The organism is Amycolatopsis sp. NPDC034160, from assembly GCF_055575355.1.
In genome coordinates this window covers 156,574-176,147 of sequence record NZ_JBVISU010000007.1, presented here as the reverse complement: position 1 = coordinate 176,147, position 19,574 = coordinate 156,574, and the positions used below count along the sequence as shown (strand labels likewise).

Sequence of the window (19,574 nt, the reverse complement as noted above, 5' to 3'; positions counted from 1 at the left end):
CGAGTCGCGCGTGCCGCCGCCATTCCCTCGAAGGAATTAAGACGATTCCCCGCCGTGGAGATGCTTCCGGCATGAAATTCGGTCTGGGTCTCGGGGTCGGCGCGGGGTTCGCGGGCCCAGGTCGCCGCGAGGCTTCGCGAATACGCCGGAGCGGGTGCCGAACACGTGTTGATCCGCGTCGCGACGCAGGTAACCGGCCGAATTCGACGAGCAGCTTCCGAAGGTGGCCGAGACACTGGCCAGGTAATCGCGCGGCGGACTGTCGGTGCCCCCACGTAGGCTGGGACGGTGACAAACGCTCCATTGTCCGGACTCCTTCATTCCATCCTTCCCGATCCGGCCCTGCGCGGGGTCGTCGAGCGGGCCGGCGCCCCCTTGCTCGAACTCCAGGGCGCGATCGCGACCCGGCAGCTGGTCGTGGCCGCCCTCGCCGCGGACGAGGGCGCCGGCCGCCCCGTGCTCGCGGTGACGGCCACCGGCCGCGAGGCCGACGAACTGACCGCTTCGCTGACGTCGTTCCTCGGCGAGGGCGCCGTCGCCGACTTCCCGTCCTGGGAGACGCTGCCGCACGAGCGGCTGTCCCCGCGGGCGGACACCGTCGGACGACGGCTGGAGGTGCTGCACCGGCTCAAGACGGGAGACGACGACCTGCGTGTCGTCGTCGCGACCGTGCGCAGCCTGATCCAGCCGATGGCGCCCGGGCTGGGTTCACTCGCGCCGATCGACCTGGTCGTCGGCGAGGAGCAGAGTTTCGAAGGCCTGCTGGACCGGCTGGTCGAGCTGGCCTACACGCGGGTGGACATGGTCGAGAAGCGCGGCGAGTTCGCCGTGCGCGGCGGCATCCTCGACCTGTTCGGGCCGACGGCGCAGCATCCGGTGCGGGTCGAGTTCTGGGGCGACGAGGTCAGTGAGATCCGCGCGTTCGCGGTCTCCGACCAGCGGTCGCTGCCGGGGGAGATCCGGCACGTCAGCGCGCCGCCGTGCCGTGAGCTGCTGCTCACCGAGCCGGTACGCGCGAAGGCGGCGGAGCTGGCGACGACCTACGAAGCGGACGCCCAGCTCACCGAGATGCTCACCAAGCTGTCCGGCGGGATCCCCGTCGAGGGGATGGAAGCGCTCATCCCCGTGCTGTGCGAAGACGATCTGGAGCTGCTCACCGACGCGATGCCCACGGGCACGCACGTGCTGCTGGCCGATCCGGAGAAGATCCGGGCCCGCGCGGCCGACCTGGTCCGCACCGGGCAGGAGTTCCTCGAAGCGTCCTGGACCACGGCCGCCGCGGGCGGTCAGGCGCCGATCGACCTCGGCGCCTCCGCGTATCGGGGCCTCGCGGAGGTCGCGAAGCGCGCTCAGGAGACGAAGCGGCCCTGGTGGACGCTGACGCAGCTGGCCAGCGACGATCCCGACGTCTACCGCGTCTCGATCGAGGCCGCGCCGAACTACCGCGGCGAGGTCGAGCGCGCGACGACCGACCTGCGCGCGCATACAGCCGCGGGCGGGGCGGCCGTGCTCGTCGTCGCCGGGCACGGCACCGCGGCACGCGCGGTCGAGCAGCTGTCCGCCGGTGACGTGCCCGCGACGCTGGCGGAAGGGCTCACCGGCCCGCCGACGGCCGGTGTCGTGACGGTGACCTGTGGCGGTCTGTCGGACGGTTTCGTGTCGCCGGAGCGCGCGCTGGTCGTGTTGTCCGAGTCGGATCTGACCGGGCGGGGCTCCGGCGCTGGAACGTCCACAAAGGACTTCAGCACCAAGATGCCGTCGCGGCGCCGCAACGCCGTCGACCCGCTCGCCCTCAAGGCCGGCGACTACGTCGTGCACGACCAGCACGGCATCGGGCGGTTCGTCGAGATGGTGCAGCGCACCGTCGCCGGCGCCACCCGCGAATACCTGTTGCTGGAGTACGCCTCTTCCAAACGCGGCCATCCCGGCGACCGGCTGTTCGTGCCGACCGACCAGCTCGACGAGGTGTCCCGCTACGTCGGCGGTGAGCTGCCGACGCTGAACAAGCTCGGCGGCTCCGACTGGAAGAACACCAAGGCCAGGGCGAAGAAGGCGGTCAAGGAGATCGCCGCCGAACTGGTGCAGCTCTACGCCGCGCGGCAGGCCGCGCCCGGGCACGCGTTCGGGCCGGACACCCCGTGGCAGAACGAACTCGAGGACGCCTTCCCGTTCACCGAGACCAACGATCAGCTCGCCGCGATCGACGAGGTCAAGGCGGATATGGAACGCGGCGTCCCGATGGACCGGGTCATCTGCGGCGACGTCGGCTACGGCAAGACCGAGATCGCGGTGCGCGCGGCGTTCAAGGCGGTGCAGGACGGCAAGCAGGTCGCGGTGCTGGTGCCCACGACGCTGCTCGCGCAGCAGCATCTCAACACCTTCGCCGAACGGATGAGCTCGTTCCCGGTGAAGATCAGGGGCCTTTCGCGGTTCACCAACAAGATCGAGTCGGACGCGATCCTGGAGCAGCTGGCTTCCGGCGACGTCGACATCGTGATCGGCACGCATCGCCTGCTGCAGACCGGAATCCGGTACAAGGACCTCGGCCTGGTGATCGTCGACGAAGAGCAGCGGTTCGGTGTCGAGCACAAGGAGCACATCAAGGCGCTGCGGACACACGTCGACGTCCTGACGATGTCGGCGACCCCGATCCCGCGGACGCTGGAGATGTCGCTCGCCGGGATCCGCGAGATGTCCACGATCCTGACCCCGCCCGAGGACAGGCACCCGATCCTGACCTACGTCGGCGCGTACGACGACAAACAGGTCGGTGCGGCGATCCGGCGTGAGCTGCTGCGCGACGGCCAGGTCTTCTACGTCCACAACAGGGTTTCTTCGATCGAGAAGGCCGCGAAGCGCCTTCGCGAGCTGGTGCCCGAGGCGCGTGTCGTCACCGCCCACGGGCAGATGAACGAGGACAAACTCGAGAAGATCATCGAGGGGTTCTGGGAGAACGAGTACGACGTGCTCGTCTGCACCACGATCGTCGAGACCGGGCTGGACATCTCGAACGCCAACACGCTGCTGGTGGAACGCGGTGACCTGCTGGGCCTCGCGCAGCTGCACCAGTTGCGCGGCCGGGTCGGGCGAGGACGCGAGCGCGGGTACGCGTACTTCCTGTACCCGCCGGAGGCACCGCTCACCGAGACGGCGCACGACCGGCTGGCGACCATCGCGCAGAACACCGAACTCGGCGCGGGAATGGCCGTCGCGATGAAGGACCTCGAAATCCGCGGCGCGGGCAACATCCTCGGCGCGGAGCAGTCCGGGCATATCGCGGGCGTCGGTTTCGATCTGTATGTGCGGCTCGTCGGCGAAGCGGTCGACGCGTTCCGGCGGCACGCGGGCGCGGACACGCCGGAGGAGGAAGAACTCGCCGACGTCCGGGTCGACCTCCCGGTGGACGCGCATATCCCGCACGACTACGTCCCGGGGGAGCGGCTGCGGCTGGAGGCGTACCGCAAGATCGCGGCCGCGCCCGACCAGGCGGGGCTCGACGCGGTGCGCGAAGAACTGATCGACCGCTACGGCCAGCCGCCCGCCGCGGTGCGAAGGCTGCTCGCCGTCGCCGCGTTCCGGCACCACTGCCGGGCGGCGGGCGTCACCGAGGTCGCCGTACAGGGCACGTCGATCCGGTTCGCGCCGCTGCCGCTGGCGGATTCGCAGTTGGTACGGCTGAAGCGCTTGTACCCGAAGGCTCTCTTCAAGGCCGTGACGAACACGGTTTCCGTACCGAAGCCGACCGAGGGCGCGGCCGGTGGCCGCATCGGCGCGCCGGCGTTGCGGGACGAGGAGCTACTGGACTGGTGCGCGAAACTGCTGACGAATCTGATGAAGTCACCGGCGCCCGTCGCGTGACCGACCGAAATCCCGAGCTACAACCTGGTTCTCTCACCGAGGCCGGTATGAGAGGGTATGCGCTGTGATGCGGATCATGGGGCGCCGTCGCGCGCTGGTCGGGGTTCTTGCCGGTTCTCTCCTCCTCGCCGGCTGCAATGCCGGACCGGGGCAGGTCGGCGCGGCGGTGATCATCGACGGCGCGTCCGTCTCGGTGGATCGCGTACAGCAGATGATCGACAAGGCCGTCCGTGAACATCCGTACGGGCAGCAGCTCGCCAAGGAGCACAAGCTCGATCTGGTCGGCCGGGAGATCGTGCGGCAGGAGATCCTGCACAAGCTCACCGAGCGCGCCGCACAGCGTGAGGGGATCCGGGTCGACGAGTCCCTCGTCGTGGCCGCGTTGCAGAAGGACCCGCTGGCGAAGCCGATGGAGGTCAAGCAGCAGGACGCGCCCGAAACCAGCGTCGAGCAGCTCGTCGCCCGCGTGCGGGACCATCGCGAAGCCCTGATCGACGCCGCGCTGCAGAGCCAGCTCGGGCTGAAGTACCTGGACAAGCTTTCCGTCACGTTCGATTTCAGCTCGGTCTCGTCGACCGACGCCACCGGCGGCGACGCGGACAAGCTGCGTGAGCAGGCGATCGAGAAGGCGCGGCGATTCGCCGCCTCGCCGAACGCCGCCGCCGAGCTGATCGCGCAGGACCAGCAGACGAGCGACACGCAGGCCGGCGCCGGTCAGAAGCTGCCGGCGATGCAGTCGCCCGCGACCGCGGCCACCGTCCTGTTCGGTATCCAGCCCAACACCGTCGCCGCGTTCCAGCCATCGCCGCAGCAGCCGCTGTGGGTCGTCGTCGTGATGCGTGAGCGGACCGCCGACAAACCCGTCGCGTCGGATCAGGCCGCCCAGCCGAGTGCTCAGCAGCTGGCCAAGGTCGGTGTCCGGCTCCTCCAGCCGTACCTCGACCAGGTCGACCTCAAGGTGAATCCGCGTTACGGCGTGTGGGATGTTGTGGAGATGAACCTCGCGGCCAACGAAGCTTCGAAGAAGGGCATCGTGCTGCCTGTGCACGGTGCCACTCCGCAACAGCGGTGAGCGCTGCCGTAGTCGTGGTCGCCCGCGGGGCGACTCTGCCCGCCGCGGCACTCCCGATCCTGCGAAGCAGCGATGCCGTGTACGCGGCATCCGACGTCGATCCCGCCGTTTTCGGCGTGCCCCCGCTCGGTGACGCACCGGTGCGCGACCTCGTGCTGATAGCGGGTTCGCGAAGGGAACCGAAGGCCGCGGCGTTGATCAGGTCGGGCGCACGGGTGCTCGAAGCGCCTGTTCCGCCGCTCGTCGAGGCCGCCGAGGTGATGGACCGCCTTCGCTCGCCGGGTGGCTGCCCGTGGGACGCCGTCCAGACGCACGAATCACTGCGCCAGTACCTGGTGGAGGAGACCTACGAGCTGCTCGACGCCATCGAAGAAGGCGATCGGGCCGCTCTGCGCGAGGAACTCGGCGACGTCCTGCTGCAGGTGCTGTTCCACGCGCGGGTCGCTTCCGAGGACACGGGAAATCCGTTCGGGATCGACGAGGTCGCGGCCGACCTGGTCGCGAAACTCGTCGGACGTCACCCCCACGTATTCACCGACGCCCCACGGGTCGAGAGCGTCGATCACCAGAACCTCAAATGGGAAGAACTGAAACAGGCCGAGAAGAGCAGGCAGTCCATTGTGGATGGCGTCGCGCTCGGCCAGCCCGCCGTGGCGCTGGCCGGGAAGCTCGGACAACGCAGTGGGCGTGCCGGGATCCCGCTCGACCTGTTTCCCGAAGGTTCCGAAGCGGCGGCCCAGTTGTTCCGGTTGGCCGCGACCGCTCGCCGAGCGGGCGTCGATCCCGAAGGTGAGCTTCGCGCCGTCGCGAAACGGTTCGCGCGCGACATCCGCGATGCGGAACAGGCCGCCCGCGACGCCGGTCTCGAACCGATGACGCTCGAAGCCGACGGCTGGCGCAAGTTCTGGCCTAGCTAGCCCAACTGTGATGCAGCACACAATCGAGTGAGAACCGTTTCCGCGGTCCCGGCGTCTTGCCGGATGTGAAGGGAACGGAACCGGACGAAGAGCGGCTCGTCCGCCGCACAGCCAAAGGCGACCGTGCGGCGTTCGAGGAGCTCTACCGCCGTACGTCGCCGTGGCTGGCCGTGCGCCTGCGCCGTCGCTGCGCCGACGAGCAGATCGTCGCCGAGGTGATGCAGGAGACCTACCTCGCGGTTTGGCGCGCTGCTGGGGCGTTCGCCGGTTCGGCCGTCGGCGGGAGCGCCGTCGGCTGGTTGTGGACGATCGCCGCGCGGCGGCTCGTCGACGCCTTCCGACGTCGGGCGCGGGACGCGCAGCCGCTTCCGGTCGCGGAAACCGCTGTCGCACCCGCCGCCGAGGACGAGGCACTGGCCGGGTCTGTCGGCGACCACGTCGGCGACGCGTTGCGCCGGCTCGCTCCCGAATTACGTCTGGTCCTGCAGGCCATGGTGCTCGACGGGCTGACCGTCCGCGAGACCGCGGTCCTGCTCGGCCTGCCGGAAGGAACCGTCAAAACCCGCGCCAGGCGGGCTCGGATCGCGATGCGGGAGGCGCTGTCGTGAACAAGGAACACATGTCCCAACAGCTTCTCACCGGCTACGTCCGAGGCGACGACGGCGTGGCGAGCGACGAGATCTGGGCGGTCGAGGCCCATCTGGAGTCGTGTGCGGAATGCCGGGGACGGCTCGCCGTGCTCAGCATGCCCGCGGTGTCGACACTGGTGGACGACGTCTGGGCCGGACTGGGGCCGAAACTCGCCGAAGCGGGACCAGGTCCGGCGAGAAGCCGGTGGGCCGTACGGCTGTACACCTGGGTGACGCCGGTGATGCTGCCGTGGCTGCTGATGATCCTGCTGATCCCGGGAATCGGCTTCGCACTGGACGGGATCGGATTCACCAAAAACGAGGACTTCTCGTTCGTTCAACTCTTCTCGCCGATGCTGCCTGTCCTCGGGGTCGCGGTGTCGTGGTCCAGGGGCCTCGATCCCGCCTACGAACTCGTCACTTCCACGCCAAGGGCCGGGCTCTACCTGCTGCTGCGCCGGACGACGGCGGTCCTCGCCGTCGTCTTGCCGATACAAGCCCTCGCGGGCTGGCTCGGCGGCGGTGGATTCGGGCTCGGCCTCCTGCCGAGCCTCGCCTTCACCACCGGGACGCTCGCACTTGGCGGACTGATCGGGGTGGTGCGGGCGGCCTATGTCCTGGCCGGGCTCTGGGTGGCGGTCATCTTGGCGCCCGCAGTGGCGTCGCAAGGACATGCCACCGCACTCGAACCTCAAGTGCTTCCTGTATGGGGCGCGATCTTCGCGCTGACCGCGGCCGTGGTGGTGCTCCGACGGGGCGCCTTCGGCCTGCTCAGCGGAACCGAACGATGAACGAAGGGGAGAACATGATGCGTGCTGTCGGGGCCGCGGAGGTCGCGCCGACGACCTACGCGTGGCAGATCAAGGCGGAGGGTCTGAAGGTCCGGGTCGGCAAGCGCAAGTTCGCCGTGAACGGGCTCGACCTGGAGCTGGGTACGGGGGTGCACGGTCTGCTCGGCCCGAACGGGGCCGGGAAGACCACGCTGATCCGGGCGCTGGCGACGGTGCTCCGGCCGGCGGAGGGAGGGCTGGCGCTGCTCGGTGATTCTGTCGGGGGACTCACCGATCAGCGCCGCCTGCGCCGCCGGATCGGCTACCTGCCGCAGAATTTCGGTTTCTACAAGCGCTTCACCGTCCGCGAGTTCGTCGAGTACATCGCTTGGCTCAAGGAAATGTCCAAAAAGGACATCCCGGGAGCGGTGCAGCGGTCGATCGAACGGGTCGGCCTCGCCGATCGCGCGGACGACAAGCTGAAGACGCTGTCGGGCGGGATGGTGCGGCGGGTCGGGATCGCGCAGGCGATCGTGAACGATCCGGACATCCTCCTGCTGGACGAGCCGACCGCCGGGCTCGACCCGGCGCAGCGCGTGCGGTTCCGGGATCTCATGCAGGAACTGGGGCGCGACGCCTGCGTCGTCGTCTCGACGCATCTGGTCGAGGACGTCGCGACAGCCTGTACCGACGTCGTCCTGTTCGAAGACGGGAAGCTCGTTTTCCAAGGGACGCCGGACGAACTGGCCGCGGCCGGGAGCGAGGAGCACGTCGGCGACAGCCCGATCGAGCGCGGCTATTCGGCGCTGCTGGGTCACGAGCCGGGGAAGGGGAACTGGTGAACGCGCGTGTGCTGCGGACCGAACTCCGCCGCTCCATCGCCCCTTGGGCCACCCTCGCGATCCTCGTCGTCGCGTTCGGGTTCCTGTATTCGTTCAGCGGGCCGTGGTCGAAGGCGCCGCTCGCCTGGGATGAAAACTGGGTGCCCGCGGCGGAGTGGAGCCGGTTCCTGCTGGTTTTCCTGTGGCCCATCGCGATCGGCGCCGGTGTGATCCAAGGTATGCGTGACAGCCGGTCCGGGATGACCGAACTCCTCACCACGATGCCGCGGCCCGGCTGGCACCGGGCGGCGAAACTCGCCGGTGCGGTGGGTGGCCTGCTGATCCTCGGTTATCTGCTGGTCTTCGCCGTGGGTGCCGTACAAGTGATCTTCAGCGGCGCGTTCTTCACCTTCGGTTGGCTGCCGATCGTCGTGGTCGGAGTGCTGGCGATGCTCGCGGGCGCCTGGATCGGGCTGGGGATCGGCCGGTTGCTGCCGCATCCGCTGACCGCCCCCGCGGTCGCCGTCGCCGCTTTCGTGATCGTGATCGTGTTCCAGATCGCCGGATCGACGGGCAGCGTGATGATGGGCCCTGTTTCGCCCCGGGTCTTGTTGCTTTCCCCCGCGATGGACGTCACCAACGATCCGTTCATCACCACCGCGAGCCGGGTGGATCTCGGGCAGGGGGTCTGGTTCGCCGGACTGGCCGCGACCGGATTCCTCCTACTGGCGGCCCGCTCCATGCGGTCGAAGGCAATCTCCGTCGTCCCCGCGCTGGTGGCGGTCGCGATCGCGACTCCCGTCCTGCCCGCGACCATGGCCGAGGCCAAGGTCGTCGACCCCCGCGCGACGGCGATGGTCTGCGACGGCCCGGTCTGTGTTCCCCGCCTGCTCGAGCCCGAACTCGACCGTGTCGCCGGAGCCGGCAAGGAAGCGTTGCGGCTCTTGGGAGCACTGCCGGACGCTCCGGTCAAGGTCACGGTATTGGATCGGCGAGTGGACTCCGAGGAGGTGCCGCCGCGTGCCGCCGACACCCTCTACGTCGACCTGCTCGATTGGCCCGTCCGGTCGGCCATGAGGTCGGGCGACCTGACGCGGCTACTGGTCGCCGGCGCCGGGGCGCCGACCTGCTACACCATCCAAGGCGCCGACAGGTCCTTTTTCGACGAACTCACCGCGCGGTCGATCACGTCGAGCTGGTTTCTCGGTGAGTGGAAGATGCTCGAGGGTTCCTGGCTGAGCGAGGAGAAGAAGAGCGAGGTCCTCCGGGACTGGGAGGCCTTCCGGGCCTTGCCGCCCGACGTGCAGCGCACACGGGTCATCGCGCAGCGGCAGGCGGGCCTGACCTGCCGGGGAAACCAGCTCGACATCCTCCTCGGCGGCCCCCGATGAGGTGGGCGGTGCTGTACGCCCGCTCGCGCGCCGTGCCCGCGTCCCTCGCGGCGCTGGTGGTGAGCATGGCGGTGCTGTGGTCACTGGCAAGGGATTCCTGGTCCCTGATCCCGGTTTCGCTGGCGCTCACGGTGGCGGTCGCGGTGCCCGCCACCGGTCTGAGCGGCCAGGACGCCGACCTCGACCGGACCGCCGCGATCCGCTGGCGTCCGCGTCGAGGACTGCATCTCCTGCTGATCGGCGGCCTCGCCTTCGGCGCCGCGCTGCTGCCGCGGCTGTGGGAGACGGAGCGGGTCCCGGTGGAAATCATCGCGCGGAACGCGGGCGGGTTGCTCGGCCTCGCCGGGATCGCCGCGGTGCTGTTCGGCGGGGCCTACGGGTGGACGTTGCCGCTGTTCGCGTTCGCGCTCGCGTTCTTCACCCCGCCGGGGACGGACACCGGGACACTGGTGGCGACCTGGCTCCTGCAACCCGCCGACGTGGCCGCGGCCACGTGGACGGCCGTGGTGCTCGCCGTCGCCGGACTCGGGACCTACGCGGTCTTCGGTGGCCGTCGCTGACCGACCACGGTGGCCGGATAGGGACTCCTCATCACGCCGAAGTAGACCTCAGGAGCTCCGTCGATGTGCTCAGGCAATTGGTCCATGAAGGCGCGCAACAGGGGGGTCGCGTTGTGCCGGTCGAGGTCCTCCTGCGAACGCCAAACCTCATAAAGGAAGAACCGGCCGTCTTCCTGTTCGTGGAGGTGGTACTGGAGGCTGCCTTCGTGCCCCCGAGACGGCTCGACGAGGTCCATCAGGAGTTTTCTGAATTCGTCGGCGTGTCCGGGCTTGGGGGTCAGGAATCCGTAGAGGGAAACTGGCGCCGGCGCGGTCGAAATAGTCGTCATGCGATCAACGTTAGAAGCTGACATCAATGTCAGCTTCAAGTCGCTGTCCTGTGAGGTGGGTCATATGAAGATCGGGGAGCTGTCCCGCGAAACAGGCGTGGCCGTACGTCTTCTCCGCTATTACGAGGCCCAGGGGCTGCTCACCTCCCACCGCAGCGAAGGCGGCCACCGCCAGTACGACTCCGCGGCCCCCGCCACCGTCGCCCGTATCCGCACCCTGCTCGCCGCCGGACTTCCCACCAAGGTCATCCACGAGCTCATGCCCTGTTTCGTCGGTGACAGCACCGAACTCCAGGCCTGCGTTCTAGACCACTTGAGAACCCAGTACGCCGAGCTGGATTCCCGCATAGCCGACCTCACCCAAGCCCGCGCCGCTTTGGGCGACATCCTCGAAGCCTCCAGTCGAGCACTCACCCACGCCTAGGCCGGCCTTTGCGGCCTATGACCCGGCCTCGCCCGCTCGAGGTCTCATACGTTCCGGTTGTGCGGAACGAGATCGAGCGGGTCGTGGTCCGGGTCGTCGACACCGAGGCTGATGATCCGCGAGGGGTGGATCCGGATCACCGCGCCGTCGAGATGGCCGTCCGGGGTGCGGGCGCCGGTCAGCGCTTCGGCGCGGCCGCGGATTTCGAGGCAACGGACCCGCGGCGGGTCCTGCGAAGGCATGTCGTCCACCACGAAAGCGGCTTGCCCGTTGGCGGCCACGTTCCGGAACTTCTTGCTCTTCGCCAGTTCGTAGCCGGTGATGTCGATCGTTCGGGTTTCGGGGTTGTAGACGTAGCCGACCGGGCTGACCTGCAGGGTCCCGTTCGGCTGCGCCGTCGCGAGCCGCCCCAGTCCCTGGGTGGCGAGGTAGTCGAGTTCCGCTTCACTGAACATGGAATCCAGTGTGCGACCTCCACTTAACTGGAAGTCAAGAGCGTTCGTAGCCCGAACGGGGCATCGCTCGGCAGTGCGGCGAAGTAACCTGACAAGGTGGCCGAAACCACCCAGTCGAGCGTCGACACCCCCGAGCACACTTCGCGTCCTCTGCCGCCGTACGTCCCCCGGCTCGCTTTCGCCGGTGGGCTCGTGCTCACCGGCGTGGTGCTGATCATGACCGTCGGGATGAATCGGCCGGGCGGGGAGGAGTCGCCCCCACCGCCGCAGTCCCAGCCCGCGCTCGCGGTTCCCGGCCAGGAGCCGCAACCGGGAGTGGCGACGCCGCGAGCCGGGCTCGCCGCGCCGCCCGACCGGCCCACCGTTTCCGACGCCGTCGAACTCGAAACCTGGGCGAAACGAGTGGCCTCGAAGACCCGGCTCCCCGTCGCCGATCTGTCCGCTTACGGCCGGGCCGAGATGTGGCTCCGGCGCCAGAAGCCGGGTTGTCATCTCTCGTGGGCGACCCTCGCCGGGATCTCCCACGTCGAGGCGGCGCAGGGCAGGCCGGGCCCGATCACGCTCGCGCCCGACGTCTGGGCCAAGCACTCCATGCGCGCCACCGGCGACGGGAAACGGCCGGATACGAAGAACCTCGACGACGCCGCCTTCGCCACCGCTCGCTACCTGTGCGCCGACGGCGACGACGTCGCGACTCCGGCGGGCTGGTGGAAGGCGATGCGGGTCTTCAACCCGGCCGTTCCCTACGTCCAGGAGGTCTTCAGCGCGGCCGACGCCTACGCGGACGCCAGCGTCGCGCCCTGATCTTCAAGCACCAGATCGAAGTTCAGCGCCGACGCCAGCTTGTAGGCCTCCCCGGCCGCGACGACCAGCTGTGCCATCGGATCGACGACGTTTCCCGCCGCCCAAACGCCGTCCACGTTCGTGCGGCCCTGCGCGTCCACCGCGACGAAACCATCCTGGGTGCGCTCGCAGCCGATTTGAGCGAGAAGCTTGTCGTGCGGGACGAACTTCGGGCCGACGAACACGACATCGCGTTCGACGAGTTCGCCGTCGACGAGCCGAACCCCGGTCAACCGGTCGTTTTCGACGGCGAGTTCGGACACCTTCCCGTCGACGATCCGGATACCCAGTCCGGTCAGTTTCGCCCGGTCGACGGGCGAGATCTGCTGTGTGTGCGTGAAGAACGTCAGGTCCTTGCTCCACTGCCAGACGATCAGCGCCTGGTGGACCGACTTCTCGGAGGTGGCCAACACGCCGAAGCGCTGATCGCGCACTTCCCAACCGTGGCAGTACGGGCAGTGCAGCACGTCGGCGCCGAAGCGCTCCGCGACGCCGGGGACGTCCGGCAGTTCGTCCGCCAGTCCGGTCGTCACCACGATCCGGCGTCCGCTGATGACCCGCCCGCTCGCCAGTTCCACCGCCTTGTCGTGCCTCAGCCGGTGGACGACGTCCTCGACGATCTCGACGCCGTAGCCGCGGACTTCGTCGCGGCCTATCGCCAGCAGTTCTTTGGGTGGAATGCCGTCCCTGGTCAGGAAACCGTGCGCGTGCGCGGCGGGGGTGTTGCGCGGGGTTCCGGCGTCGATCACGACGACCTTGCGTCGCGCCCGGCCCAAGACCAAGGCCGCACTGAGACCCGCGACGCCACCACCGATGATCACTACGTCGAATTCGTTGTTCATGGTCCCGAGCATCCGGATCCCGCGGAAGTCTGGCAAAGTTCTTTGCCGATTTGGCAAACTGGGATCATGCAGGACATCGAACGGCGGCTCGCCGAAGTCGGCCCGAAGCTCAAGCAGCTTCGCAAGGAACGCGGCACCACCCTCTCCGCGCTCTCGGAGGCGACGGGGATCTCCGCCAGCACGCTCTCCCGGCTCGAATCGGGCTCGCGGAAGGCCACCCTGGAACTGTTGCTGACGTTGTCGGAAGCGCATCAGGTCCCGCTCGACGAGCTGGTCGGTGAACCCGAGCCCACCGACCCGCGGGTCCGGATGAAACCGCAGAAATTCGGCCGGTTCACCGCCTGGTCGCTGAGCGCGCAGCCAGGGCAGCCACAGGCGTTCAAACTGCTGATCCCGGTCGAGGACATCGAACCGGTGCAACGGACGCACGAGGGCTACGAGTGGATGTACGTCCTCAGCGGCCGGTTGCGGGCGGTGCTCGGCGACCGTGACTTCACGATGGGGCCGGGTGAGGCCGCCGAATTCGACACGCGCGTGCCGCACTGGTTCGGCAGCGCGGGGCCGGGGCCGGTGGAACTGCTGGTGCTGTTCGGCAAACAGGGCGAGCGCGCCCACCTGCGGGCGAAGTCCACGTGAGGAGCAAAGGTCCCTTGCTCCCGCGGCGACGGTGGCGGGGTCAGTCCCGCAGCGCGATCCGCGCGCTGACCTCGCTGATCGCTTCCAGATACTCCGGGATCGGGTGCATCGCCGACGCGATCCGCATCTGTGCGAGCGCCTCGGTCAACCGGCCGAGGCGCTGGAGGGTCCGCCCGAGCACGAACCGCGCGTAATGATCGGTGGGGTCCAGTTCCAGCACCCGGGTGAAGGCGCGCTCGGCCCGCCGCAACTGTGCGGAGTGGAAGTACGCGCGACCGGCCAGTAGCTGCACACTCGGTTTGTCGGTTTCGTCCTCCAGCAGCGGTGCGAGGGCCTTGAGGGCGTCGAGCGGCCTGCGGCTTTCGACCAGCGCCTCCGCCTGTCGGAAGGCGCGGAACCGGGATTCGCCGGACGAGTCCGGACCGGTTTCTGGGGCGGGTTCGGCATCCATCATGGTCCGCTCCACGATACGCCGGGGCAGGGTCGTTCACGAGGCGCTGAAACGGTCATGGTGGACTGTCTCGCCATGAGCAGTGCCGAAGCGGATAGGCCCGAGACCGAGCCCGGCTACATCGGACTCGCGCCGTACCTCTACTACACCGACGCGACCGAAGCGGTCGAGTGGCTGGTCAGAGTGTTCGGGTTCACCGAGGAGGTGCGCTTCGCCGACGCCTCCGGTGAAGTGTTCCAGGCCACGCTGTGCGCCGGTCCGGCGAAGATCCAGCTGGCCGGGGTCGGTCCCGAGTACTGGGAGGCCAAGGGCGTCGACGGCCCGGTCGGGCAGCTGAACATCGTCTACGTCCCCGACGCCGACGCCCAGTACGAGCGCGTCCGCGCCGCGTTGGGCGAGGACGCCGACCTCGACGCCCCGCAGGATCAGCCCTACGGCGCCCGCGTGTTCACCGTCTCCGACATCGGCGGCAACAGCTGGACGTTCTGGCAGCAGTTCTCCGACACCGTCGAGCTTCCGTCGGGCTGGCGGGAGATCCGGGCGGACGAACCAGCGGCCGACTAGGTCCGCATCACGGCTCCCTGTGGCGCGTGCCTCCAACGGGTGAACGGCGCCGACGGCTAGGCTGGGGCCCGTCACCGCAGGCACGACCCACATGAGGAGCATGGCGTGGCGCTCATCGAGCAGGTAGGCGCTCGCGAGATTCTGGACTCGCGAGGCAACCCGACGGTCGAAGTGGAGGTGGCTCTCGACGACGGCACGCTGGCGCGGGCCGCGGTCCCCTCGGGTGCCTCCACCGGCGAACACGAAGCCGTCGAGCTGCGTGACGGCGACACCGGCCGGTACAACGGCAAGGGTGTCGAGCGCGCGGTCGCGGCCGTCCTGGACGAGATCGGCCCGGACCTCGTCGGCACCGACGCCGTGGACCAGCGCATCGTCGACCAGAAGCTGGTCGACCTCGACGGCACCCCGGCGAAGTCACGCCTCGGCGCGAACGCCATCCTCGGTGTCTCGCTCGCCGTCGCGAAGGCCGCCGCCGAATCGGCCGAGTTGGAGCTGTTCCGCTACCTCGGCGGGCCGAACGCGCACGTGCTGCCGGTGCCGATGCTCAACATCCTCAACGGTGGCGCGCACGCCGACACCGATGTGGACATCCAGGAGTTCATGATCGCGCCGATCGGCGCCGAGTCGTTCCGCGAGGCCCTGCGCTGGGGCACCGAGGTCTACCACTCGCTGAAGTCGGTGCTGAAGGGCCGTGGCCTGGCTACCGGTCTCGGCGACGAAGGCGGCTTCGCGCCCAGCCTCAAGAACAACCGCGAGGCGCTCGACCTGATCCTTCAGGCGATCGAGAAGGCCGGTTACGCCCCGGGCCGCGACGTCGCGCTGGCGCTCGACGTCGCCGCGACGGAGTTCTTCTCCGACGGCGCGTACACCTTCGAAGGCGCGAAGAAGAGCGCTGAGCAGATGTCGGCCTACTACGCCGAACTGCTGCGCGACTATCCGCTCGTGTCCATCGAGGACCCGCTGAGCGAGGACGACTGGGACGGCTGGGTCCAGCTGACCGCCGAGGTCGGCGAGAAGGTCCAGATCGTCGGCGACGACCTGTTCGTCACCAACCCGGACCGACTCGAAGAGGGCATCACCCGCCGCGCCGCCAACGCGCTGCTGGTGAAGGTCAACCAGATCGGCACGCTGTCGGAGACCCTCGACGCGATCTCGATGGCCACCTCCTACGGCTACAAGTCGATGATGAGCCACCGGTCCGGCGAGACCGAGGACACTTTCATCGCCGACCTCGCCGTCGCCACCGGTGTCGGCCAGATCAAGACCGGCGCCCCAGCCCGCGGCGAGCGCATCGCCAAGTACAACCAGCTGCTGCGGATCGAGGAAACCCTCGCCGACGCGGCGCGTTACGCCGGCGACCTCGCCTTCCCGCGGTTCACCCCGGAGGGGTAATAAGGCATGGCGGACCGGGGGAGGGCGCGGACCCGTCGTAGCGGGCGCGCGGACGGCGGCGGCTCCAGCAGGGGCCGCCGACCGGAGCGCGCCCGGCGGACCACGACGACGGAGGTCCGCGCCCGAACCCGGCTGCGCCGCAGCCTCGCGGCGAAACGCGCGTCAGGCGCCGCGAAGGTGCTCGGCATGTCCACCACCCGCCGGGCCGCGGTGGTGGCGATCGTGGTGTGCGCGCTCGCGTTCACCATCGCCGTCCCGCTGCGCACGTACCTCAGCCAGAAGTCCGAAGTGAGCGAGCAGCAGCAGTTGCAGTCCGAACTGCAGCGGAGCGTCGCCCAGCTGGAGGCCCGCAAGGCCGAGCTGAGCGACCCGGCGCAGATCGAGGCCGAGGCCCGCAAGCGGTTCGGTTTCGTGAAACCCGGTGAGACGCCGTACATCGTGCAGCTGCCCGAGGACAAGGCGCCCGAGCAGGGCGAGCAAGGTCAGCAGCCGGTGCCGGCGGGCTCCTGGTACGAGAAGCTGTGGGATCAGGTCGCGGGCGGCTGAAGCTCCCTGTTTAACCTTATGGGCGTGAACCGCACGGAAAAGTCTTCTTATGAGCCTGTGACCGACGCCGACCGCGAGATCATCGCGGAACAGCTCGGCCGGGCACCCCGTGCGCTGCGGGCCGTCGCCGCGCGCTGCCCGAGCGGCCACCCGTCGGTCGTGCAGACCAGCCCCCGCCTCGACGACGGCACTCCCTTCCCGACGCTCTACTACTTGACCTGCCCGAAGCTGACCTCGATGGTCGGCACCCTCGAGGCGTCCGGGCTGATGAAGGAAATGACCGACAGGCTCGCGGAAGACCCCGAGCTGGCCGCCGCCTACCAGCGGACCCACGAGAGCTACCTCGCCGAACGCGACGCCATCGATTCACTCGGCCACGAGGTCAGCGCGGGCGGGATGCCCGGCCGGGTCAAGTGCCTGCACGTCCATCTGGCGCACACGCTCGCCGTCGGTCCCGGCGTGAACCCGTTCGGGGACGAGACCCTCGCGCTGCTCAAAGCGAACGGGTGGCCGTCGGGCGACTGCCAGGGGTAACACCCACCCCTGATGTACAGATAGTTCCTCCAGGTGGGTTAATTCACCCGATGAAGTCCAACTGGTCCTCCCCGATGGGGTGAAACCGGTCACCGCATGCGGCAGGCTGGGCACCAGGTGTGGATTTTCTGGGTGGGCAAGGAACGGATTCGCCGAGTCGCGATCCGCCGGGAGGGTTCTGAGGTATGCGCGTGAGGCACGTGCCAGGCGCGGTGACCGGTCATGTCCGGAGACTGTGTCTCCGGCACCGCACGATCGCCGCGATGGCCGGAGGTGTCCTCGCCATCGTCCCGGCCGGTGCCGCGGTCGTCGGCGCCGGCAGCTGGGCCGCGACGGCGAGCACGATCCATTCCGACGACGTCGCCCTCGTCGGCGGCTATGACCCGAAGAACCCGCTCGTCCAGCAGATCGGCGTCGACGGCAGCCTGCCGAACGCGCCGACCCCGCTTCCGCTCCCCGCGGACGAACTCCCCAACGGTCCGCTCGGCATCCCGGTGACCGCGCTCACCGCGTACCGCAAGGCAGCCGACATCCTCATCGCCGAACAGCCTGGTTGTCACATCGACTGGGCCCTGATCGCGAGTATCGGCCGGATCGAGTCCAATCACGCACGCGGTGGTTTCGTCGACGCGAAGGGCAACACCCTCGAACCGATTCTGGGCCCGCAGCTCAACGGTGCCGGTCCGTTCGCGGCCATCCCGGACACCGACGGCGGCGAATACGACGGTGACACCGTCTGGGATCGCGCCGTCGGCCCGACGCAGTTCATCCCGTCCACGTGGGCCGCTTACGCCTCCGACGGCAACGGTGACGGCGAGTCCAACCCGAACAACATCTTCGACGCGGCGCTGGGCACCGGCCGGTACCTGTGCTCGGGCGGGCTCGATCTGTCCAAACCGGATCAGTTACGTGCGGCCGTCTTCCGTTACAACAACTCCGACACCTACGTGAACACGGTGCTGATCTGGGCCGAGGCCTACCGCACCGGGGTGCTGCCGACGCCGGACAGCAAGGTGCCGATCGGCGCGCCGAACGCCGCGGCCGCTCCGCCGCCCGCTTCGGTGCCGCCGCCTCCGGTGCCGCCGACGCCGCCCGGTTCGGTGACGCCGCCGCCTTCGACTTCGCTGCCACCGTCGGATAGTTCTTCTTCGTCTTCGAAACCGCCGACGACACCGAAGCCGCCGCCATGCCCGACGGCCACGGTGACGGAGACGACGCCCAGCCCGACCACGAGCCCGACGTCCACGAGTCAGACCACACCGCCGCCGCCGACCACATGCAGCTCGCCGACGACGACCACGACGACCACGACAGTGCCGTCGACGAGCGGCAAAGCCGCCGACCCCACTTGATCGGCGTTGTCTAAGCTCAGGGCATGCCTCGTGTTGCCGCGATCGACTGTGGGACCAACTCCATCCGTCTGCTCGTCGCCGAGCTGACCCCCCGCCACGACGGGACGGTCGACCTGCGCGACCTGCACCGCGAGATGCGGATCGTCCGCCTCGGCCAGGGTGTGGACGCCACCGGCAGGCTGGCCCCCGAGGCGCTCGAACGCACCCGCAAGGCGCTGGCCGAGTACACGATCGCCGCGCGCCGCAAGGGCGTCGAGAAGGTCCGCATGGTCGCGACGTCGGCGACCCGCGACGCGAGCAACCGCGACGAGTTCTTCGCGATGACGCGTGAGGTGCTCGGCACCGAGGCCGAGGTCATCAGCGGCGACGAAGAGGCCCGGCTGTCCTTCACCGGCGCCGTCGGCGAGCAGGACCCCGACGACGGCCCGTTCGTGGTGGTCGACGTCGGCGGCGGCTCGACCGAACTCGTCGTGGGCACCTGGGACGGCCGCCAGGCCGAGGTCATCGCCGCGAAGTCGGTCGACATCGGCTGCGTGCGGATCACCGAGCGTGCGCTGAAGTCCGACCCGCCCACCGCCGACGAGATCGCCGAAGCCCGTCAGCTGGCCGCCAAGGTGCTTTCCGAAGCCTTCGACGTCGTGGACGTGTCGACCGCGAAGACGTGGATCGGCGTCGCCGGTACGGTCACCACCCTGACCGCCGTGGCACAGGGTCTGTCGGAGTACGACTCGGCGCGCACCCACCTCTCGAAGCTTTCCCACGCCGACATCGACCGGGTCGCGCGATCGCTCCTCACGGCCGACCACGCGACCCGCGCCGCGAACCCGGTGATCCACCCCGGCCGGGTCGACGTCATCGGCGGCGGGTCGGTGATCGTGCAGATGCTGGCCGAACAGTTCGCCACGCGCGGTGGCCCCGGCGAGCTGGTGATTTCCGAGCACGACATCCTGGACGGGATCGCGCTCTCCCTGGCCTGAGAAATTCGATTTCTCTTATGTGACGCCATTTCTTTCGGTGATGACTCGGTGACCTCCTGTCCGGGTTAGGCCATTCGGTGCAGCGTGGTTCCTACCAACGTTGTGCTCTGACCGGGTGGTCGGGGAGACCGTCACACATTTGCAACACCAACGCACTGTGATCGGCTTCACGTGTCCCATAGCGTCGTCTCACCTTCTGGACGGCAGGGCG

At 68.9% G+C, this 19,574-nt stretch carries 21 protein-coding genes; 17 read left to right on the top strand and 4 right to left on the bottom strand.

Translation table 11 applies throughout. The annotated features are described in order from the left end of the window. Positions 1-303: 303 nt before the first annotated feature. The 8 genes from mfd (at position 304) to ACZ54P_RS17160 (ending at position 10,018) form a co-directional block, all read left to right on the top strand. A complete protein-coding gene (gene mfd / locus ACZ54P_RS17195) occupies positions 304-3,858 on the top strand; it encodes a transcription-repair coupling factor (protein ID WP_465462626.1) in 3,555 nt (1,184 codons plus the stop codon). A gap of 67 nt (positions 3,859-3,925) precedes the next feature. Continuing rightward, complete coding sequence (locus tag ACZ54P_RS17190) at positions 3,926-4,930, top strand: hypothetical protein (protein WP_465462500.1); 1,005 nt, start codon at positions 3,926-3,928, stop codon at positions 4,928-4,930. Beyond that, the gene (locus ACZ54P_RS17185; protein ID WP_465462499.1) at positions 4,927-5,847 is read left to right on the top strand and encodes a nucleoside triphosphate pyrophosphohydrolase; all 921 of its coding nucleotides are present in this window, start codon (positions 4,927-4,929) and stop codon (positions 5,845-5,847) included. The genes ACZ54P_RS17190 and ACZ54P_RS17185 overlap by 4 nt, the downstream gene beginning before the upstream one ends. 65 nt (positions 5,848-5,912) lie before the next feature. Next, a complete protein-coding gene (locus ACZ54P_RS17180; protein ID WP_465462498.1) occupies positions 5,913-6,455 on the top strand; it encodes an RNA polymerase sigma factor in 543 nt (180 codons plus the stop codon). Beyond that, positions 6,452-7,267 (top strand): zf-HC2 domain-containing protein, encoded by an 816-nt coding sequence (locus tag ACZ54P_RS17175; protein WP_465462497.1) that lies wholly within the window; start codon positions 6,452-6,454, stop codon positions 7,265-7,267. The genes ACZ54P_RS17180 and ACZ54P_RS17175 overlap by 4 nt, the downstream gene beginning before the upstream one ends. 17 nt (positions 7,268-7,284) lie before the next feature. Further along, positions 7,285-8,088: an ABC transporter ATP-binding protein gene (locus ACZ54P_RS17170; protein WP_465462496.1), complete on the top strand. Its 804-nt coding sequence runs from the start codon at positions 7,285-7,287 to the stop codon at positions 8,086-8,088. Further along, on the top strand, positions 8,085-9,458 hold the full coding sequence (locus ACZ54P_RS17165) for a hypothetical protein (protein ID WP_465462495.1): 1,374 nt from the start codon (positions 8,085-8,087) through the stop codon (positions 9,456-9,458). The genes ACZ54P_RS17170 and ACZ54P_RS17165 overlap by 4 nt, the downstream gene beginning before the upstream one ends. Positions 9,459-9,466: 8 nt before the next feature. Continuing rightward, positions 9,467-10,018 carry a hypothetical protein gene (locus ACZ54P_RS17160; RefSeq protein WP_465462494.1) on the top strand — a complete coding sequence of 184 codons (552 nt, stop codon included), beginning with the start codon at positions 9,467-9,469 and terminating at the stop codon, positions 10,016-10,018. On the opposite strand, the gene ACZ54P_RS17155 is transcribed toward ACZ54P_RS17160, so the two are convergent. Next, entirely contained in the window at positions 9,991-10,347 is a 357-nt protein-coding gene (locus ACZ54P_RS17155; protein WP_465462493.1) for a putative quinol monooxygenase, read from the bottom strand. The two genes, ACZ54P_RS17160 and ACZ54P_RS17155, sit on opposite strands and share 28 nt — an antisense overlap. Positions 10,348-10,411: 64 nt before the next feature. Here ACZ54P_RS17155 and ACZ54P_RS17150 point away from each other — a divergent pair, with 64 nt between their 5' ends. Then, positions 10,412-10,771: a MerR family transcriptional regulator gene (locus ACZ54P_RS17150; protein ID WP_465462492.1), complete on the top strand. Its 360-nt coding sequence runs from the start codon at positions 10,412-10,414 to the stop codon at positions 10,769-10,771. A gap of 44 nt (positions 10,772-10,815) precedes the next feature. Here the strand turns inward: ACZ54P_RS17150 and ACZ54P_RS17145 are convergent, their stop codons facing one another. Then, positions 10,816-11,226 carry a PPOX class F420-dependent oxidoreductase gene (locus tag ACZ54P_RS17145; RefSeq protein WP_465462491.1) on the bottom strand — a complete coding sequence of 137 codons (411 nt, stop codon included), beginning with the start codon at positions 11,224-11,226 and terminating at the stop codon, positions 10,816-10,818. 96 nt (positions 11,227-11,322) lie between these two features. Between ACZ54P_RS17145 and ACZ54P_RS17140 the strand changes: the two genes are divergently transcribed. Next, on the top strand, positions 11,323-12,030 hold the full coding sequence (locus ACZ54P_RS17140; RefSeq protein WP_465462490.1) for a lysozyme family protein: 708 nt from the start codon (positions 11,323-11,325) through the stop codon (positions 12,028-12,030). Here the strand turns inward: ACZ54P_RS17140 and ACZ54P_RS17135 are convergent. Then, complete coding sequence (locus tag ACZ54P_RS17135) at positions 12,003-12,923, bottom strand: NAD(P)/FAD-dependent oxidoreductase (protein WP_465462489.1); 921 nt, start codon at positions 12,921-12,923, stop codon at positions 12,003-12,005. The genes ACZ54P_RS17140 and ACZ54P_RS17135 overlap by 28 nt on opposite strands. 54 nt (positions 12,924-12,977) lie before the next feature. Here ACZ54P_RS17135 and ACZ54P_RS17130 point away from each other — a divergent pair, with 54 nt between their 5' ends. Then, on the top strand, positions 12,978-13,547 hold the full coding sequence (locus ACZ54P_RS17130; protein ID WP_465462488.1) for a helix-turn-helix domain-containing protein: 570 nt from the start codon (positions 12,978-12,980) through the stop codon (positions 13,545-13,547). Positions 13,548-13,587: 40 nt separating this feature from the next. On the opposite strand, the gene ACZ54P_RS17125 is transcribed toward ACZ54P_RS17130, so the two are convergent. Continuing rightward, a complete protein-coding gene (locus tag ACZ54P_RS17125; RefSeq protein ID WP_465462487.1) occupies positions 13,588-14,001 on the bottom strand; it encodes a tetratricopeptide repeat protein in 414 nt (137 codons plus the stop codon). Positions 14,002-14,073: 72 nt separating this feature from the next. Between ACZ54P_RS17125 and ACZ54P_RS17120 the strand changes: the two genes are divergently transcribed. The 6 genes from ACZ54P_RS17120 (at position 14,074) to ACZ54P_RS17095 (ending at position 19,363) form a co-directional block, all read left to right on the top strand. Further along, positions 14,074-14,562: a VOC family protein gene (locus ACZ54P_RS17120; protein WP_465462486.1), complete on the top strand. Its 489-nt coding sequence runs from the start codon at positions 14,074-14,076 to the stop codon at positions 14,560-14,562. A 105-nt stretch (positions 14,563-14,667) separates the two neighbouring features. After that, a complete protein-coding gene (gene eno / locus ACZ54P_RS17115; RefSeq protein ID WP_465462485.1) occupies positions 14,668-15,954 on the top strand; it encodes a phosphopyruvate hydratase in 1,287 nt (428 codons plus the stop codon). 186 nt (positions 15,955-16,140) lie between these two features. Next, positions 16,141-16,500 carry an FtsB family cell division protein gene (locus tag ACZ54P_RS17110; protein ID WP_465462625.1) on the top strand — a complete coding sequence of 120 codons (360 nt, stop codon included), beginning with the start codon at positions 16,141-16,143 and terminating at the stop codon, positions 16,498-16,500. An 18-nt stretch (positions 16,501-16,518) separates the two neighbouring features. After that, positions 16,519-17,034: a DUF501 domain-containing protein gene (locus tag ACZ54P_RS17105; protein WP_465462484.1), complete on the top strand. Its 516-nt coding sequence runs from the start codon at positions 16,519-16,521 to the stop codon at positions 17,032-17,034. A gap of 185 nt (positions 17,035-17,219) precedes the next feature. After that, positions 17,220-18,386: a lytic transglycosylase domain-containing protein gene (locus ACZ54P_RS17100; protein ID WP_465462483.1), complete on the top strand. Its 1,167-nt coding sequence runs from the start codon at positions 17,220-17,222 to the stop codon at positions 18,384-18,386. A 23-nt stretch (positions 18,387-18,409) separates the two neighbouring features. Next, a complete protein-coding gene (locus ACZ54P_RS17095; RefSeq protein WP_465462482.1) occupies positions 18,410-19,363 on the top strand; it encodes a Ppx/GppA phosphatase family protein in 954 nt (317 codons plus the stop codon). Positions 19,364-19,574: the final 211 nt, after the last annotated feature.

Excerpts from the sequence above, each read along its gene's own strand:
- ACZ54P_RS17190 (WP_465462500.1), top strand. The coding sequence starts at position 3,926 with ATGCGGATCATGGGGCGCCGTCGCGCGCTGGTCGGGGTTCTTGCCGGT.
- ACZ54P_RS17170 (WP_465462496.1), top strand. The coding sequence starts at position 7,285 with ATGCGTGCTGTCGGGGCCGCGGAGGTCGCGCCGACGACCTACGCGTGG.
- ACZ54P_RS17155 (WP_465462493.1), bottom strand. The coding sequence starts at position 10,347 with ATGACGACTATTTCGACCGCGCCGGCGCCAGTTTCCCTCTACGGATTC.
- ACZ54P_RS17150 (WP_465462492.1), top strand. The coding sequence starts at position 10,412 with ATGAAGATCGGGGAGCTGTCCCGCGAAACAGGCGTGGCCGTACGTCTT.
- ACZ54P_RS17145 (WP_465462491.1), bottom strand. The coding sequence starts at position 11,226 with ATGTTCAGTGAAGCGGAACTCGACTACCTCGCCACCCAGGGACTGGGG.
- ACZ54P_RS17135 (WP_465462489.1), bottom strand. The coding sequence starts at position 12,923 with ATGCTCGGGACCATGAACAACGAATTCGACGTAGTGATCATCGGTGGT.
- ACZ54P_RS17130 (WP_465462488.1), top strand. The coding sequence starts at position 12,978 with ATGCAGGACATCGAACGGCGGCTCGCCGAAGTCGGCCCGAAGCTCAAG.
- ACZ54P_RS17125 (WP_465462487.1), bottom strand. The coding sequence starts at position 14,001 with ATGATGGATGCCGAACCCGCCCCAGAAACCGGTCCGGACTCGTCCGGC.
- ACZ54P_RS17120 (WP_465462486.1), top strand. The coding sequence starts at position 14,074 with ATGAGCAGTGCCGAAGCGGATAGGCCCGAGACCGAGCCCGGCTACATC.
- ACZ54P_RS17110 (WP_465462625.1), top strand. The coding sequence starts at position 16,141 with ATGTCCACCACCCGCCGGGCCGCGGTGGTGGCGATCGTGGTGTGCGCG.
- ACZ54P_RS17105 (WP_465462484.1), top strand. The coding sequence starts at position 16,519 with ATGGGCGTGAACCGCACGGAAAAGTCTTCTTATGAGCCTGTGACCGAC.
- ACZ54P_RS17100 (WP_465462483.1), top strand. The coding sequence starts at position 17,220 with ATGCGCGTGAGGCACGTGCCAGGCGCGGTGACCGGTCATGTCCGGAGA.
- ACZ54P_RS17095 (WP_465462482.1), top strand. The coding sequence starts at position 18,410 with ATGCCTCGTGTTGCCGCGATCGACTGTGGGACCAACTCCATCCGTCTG.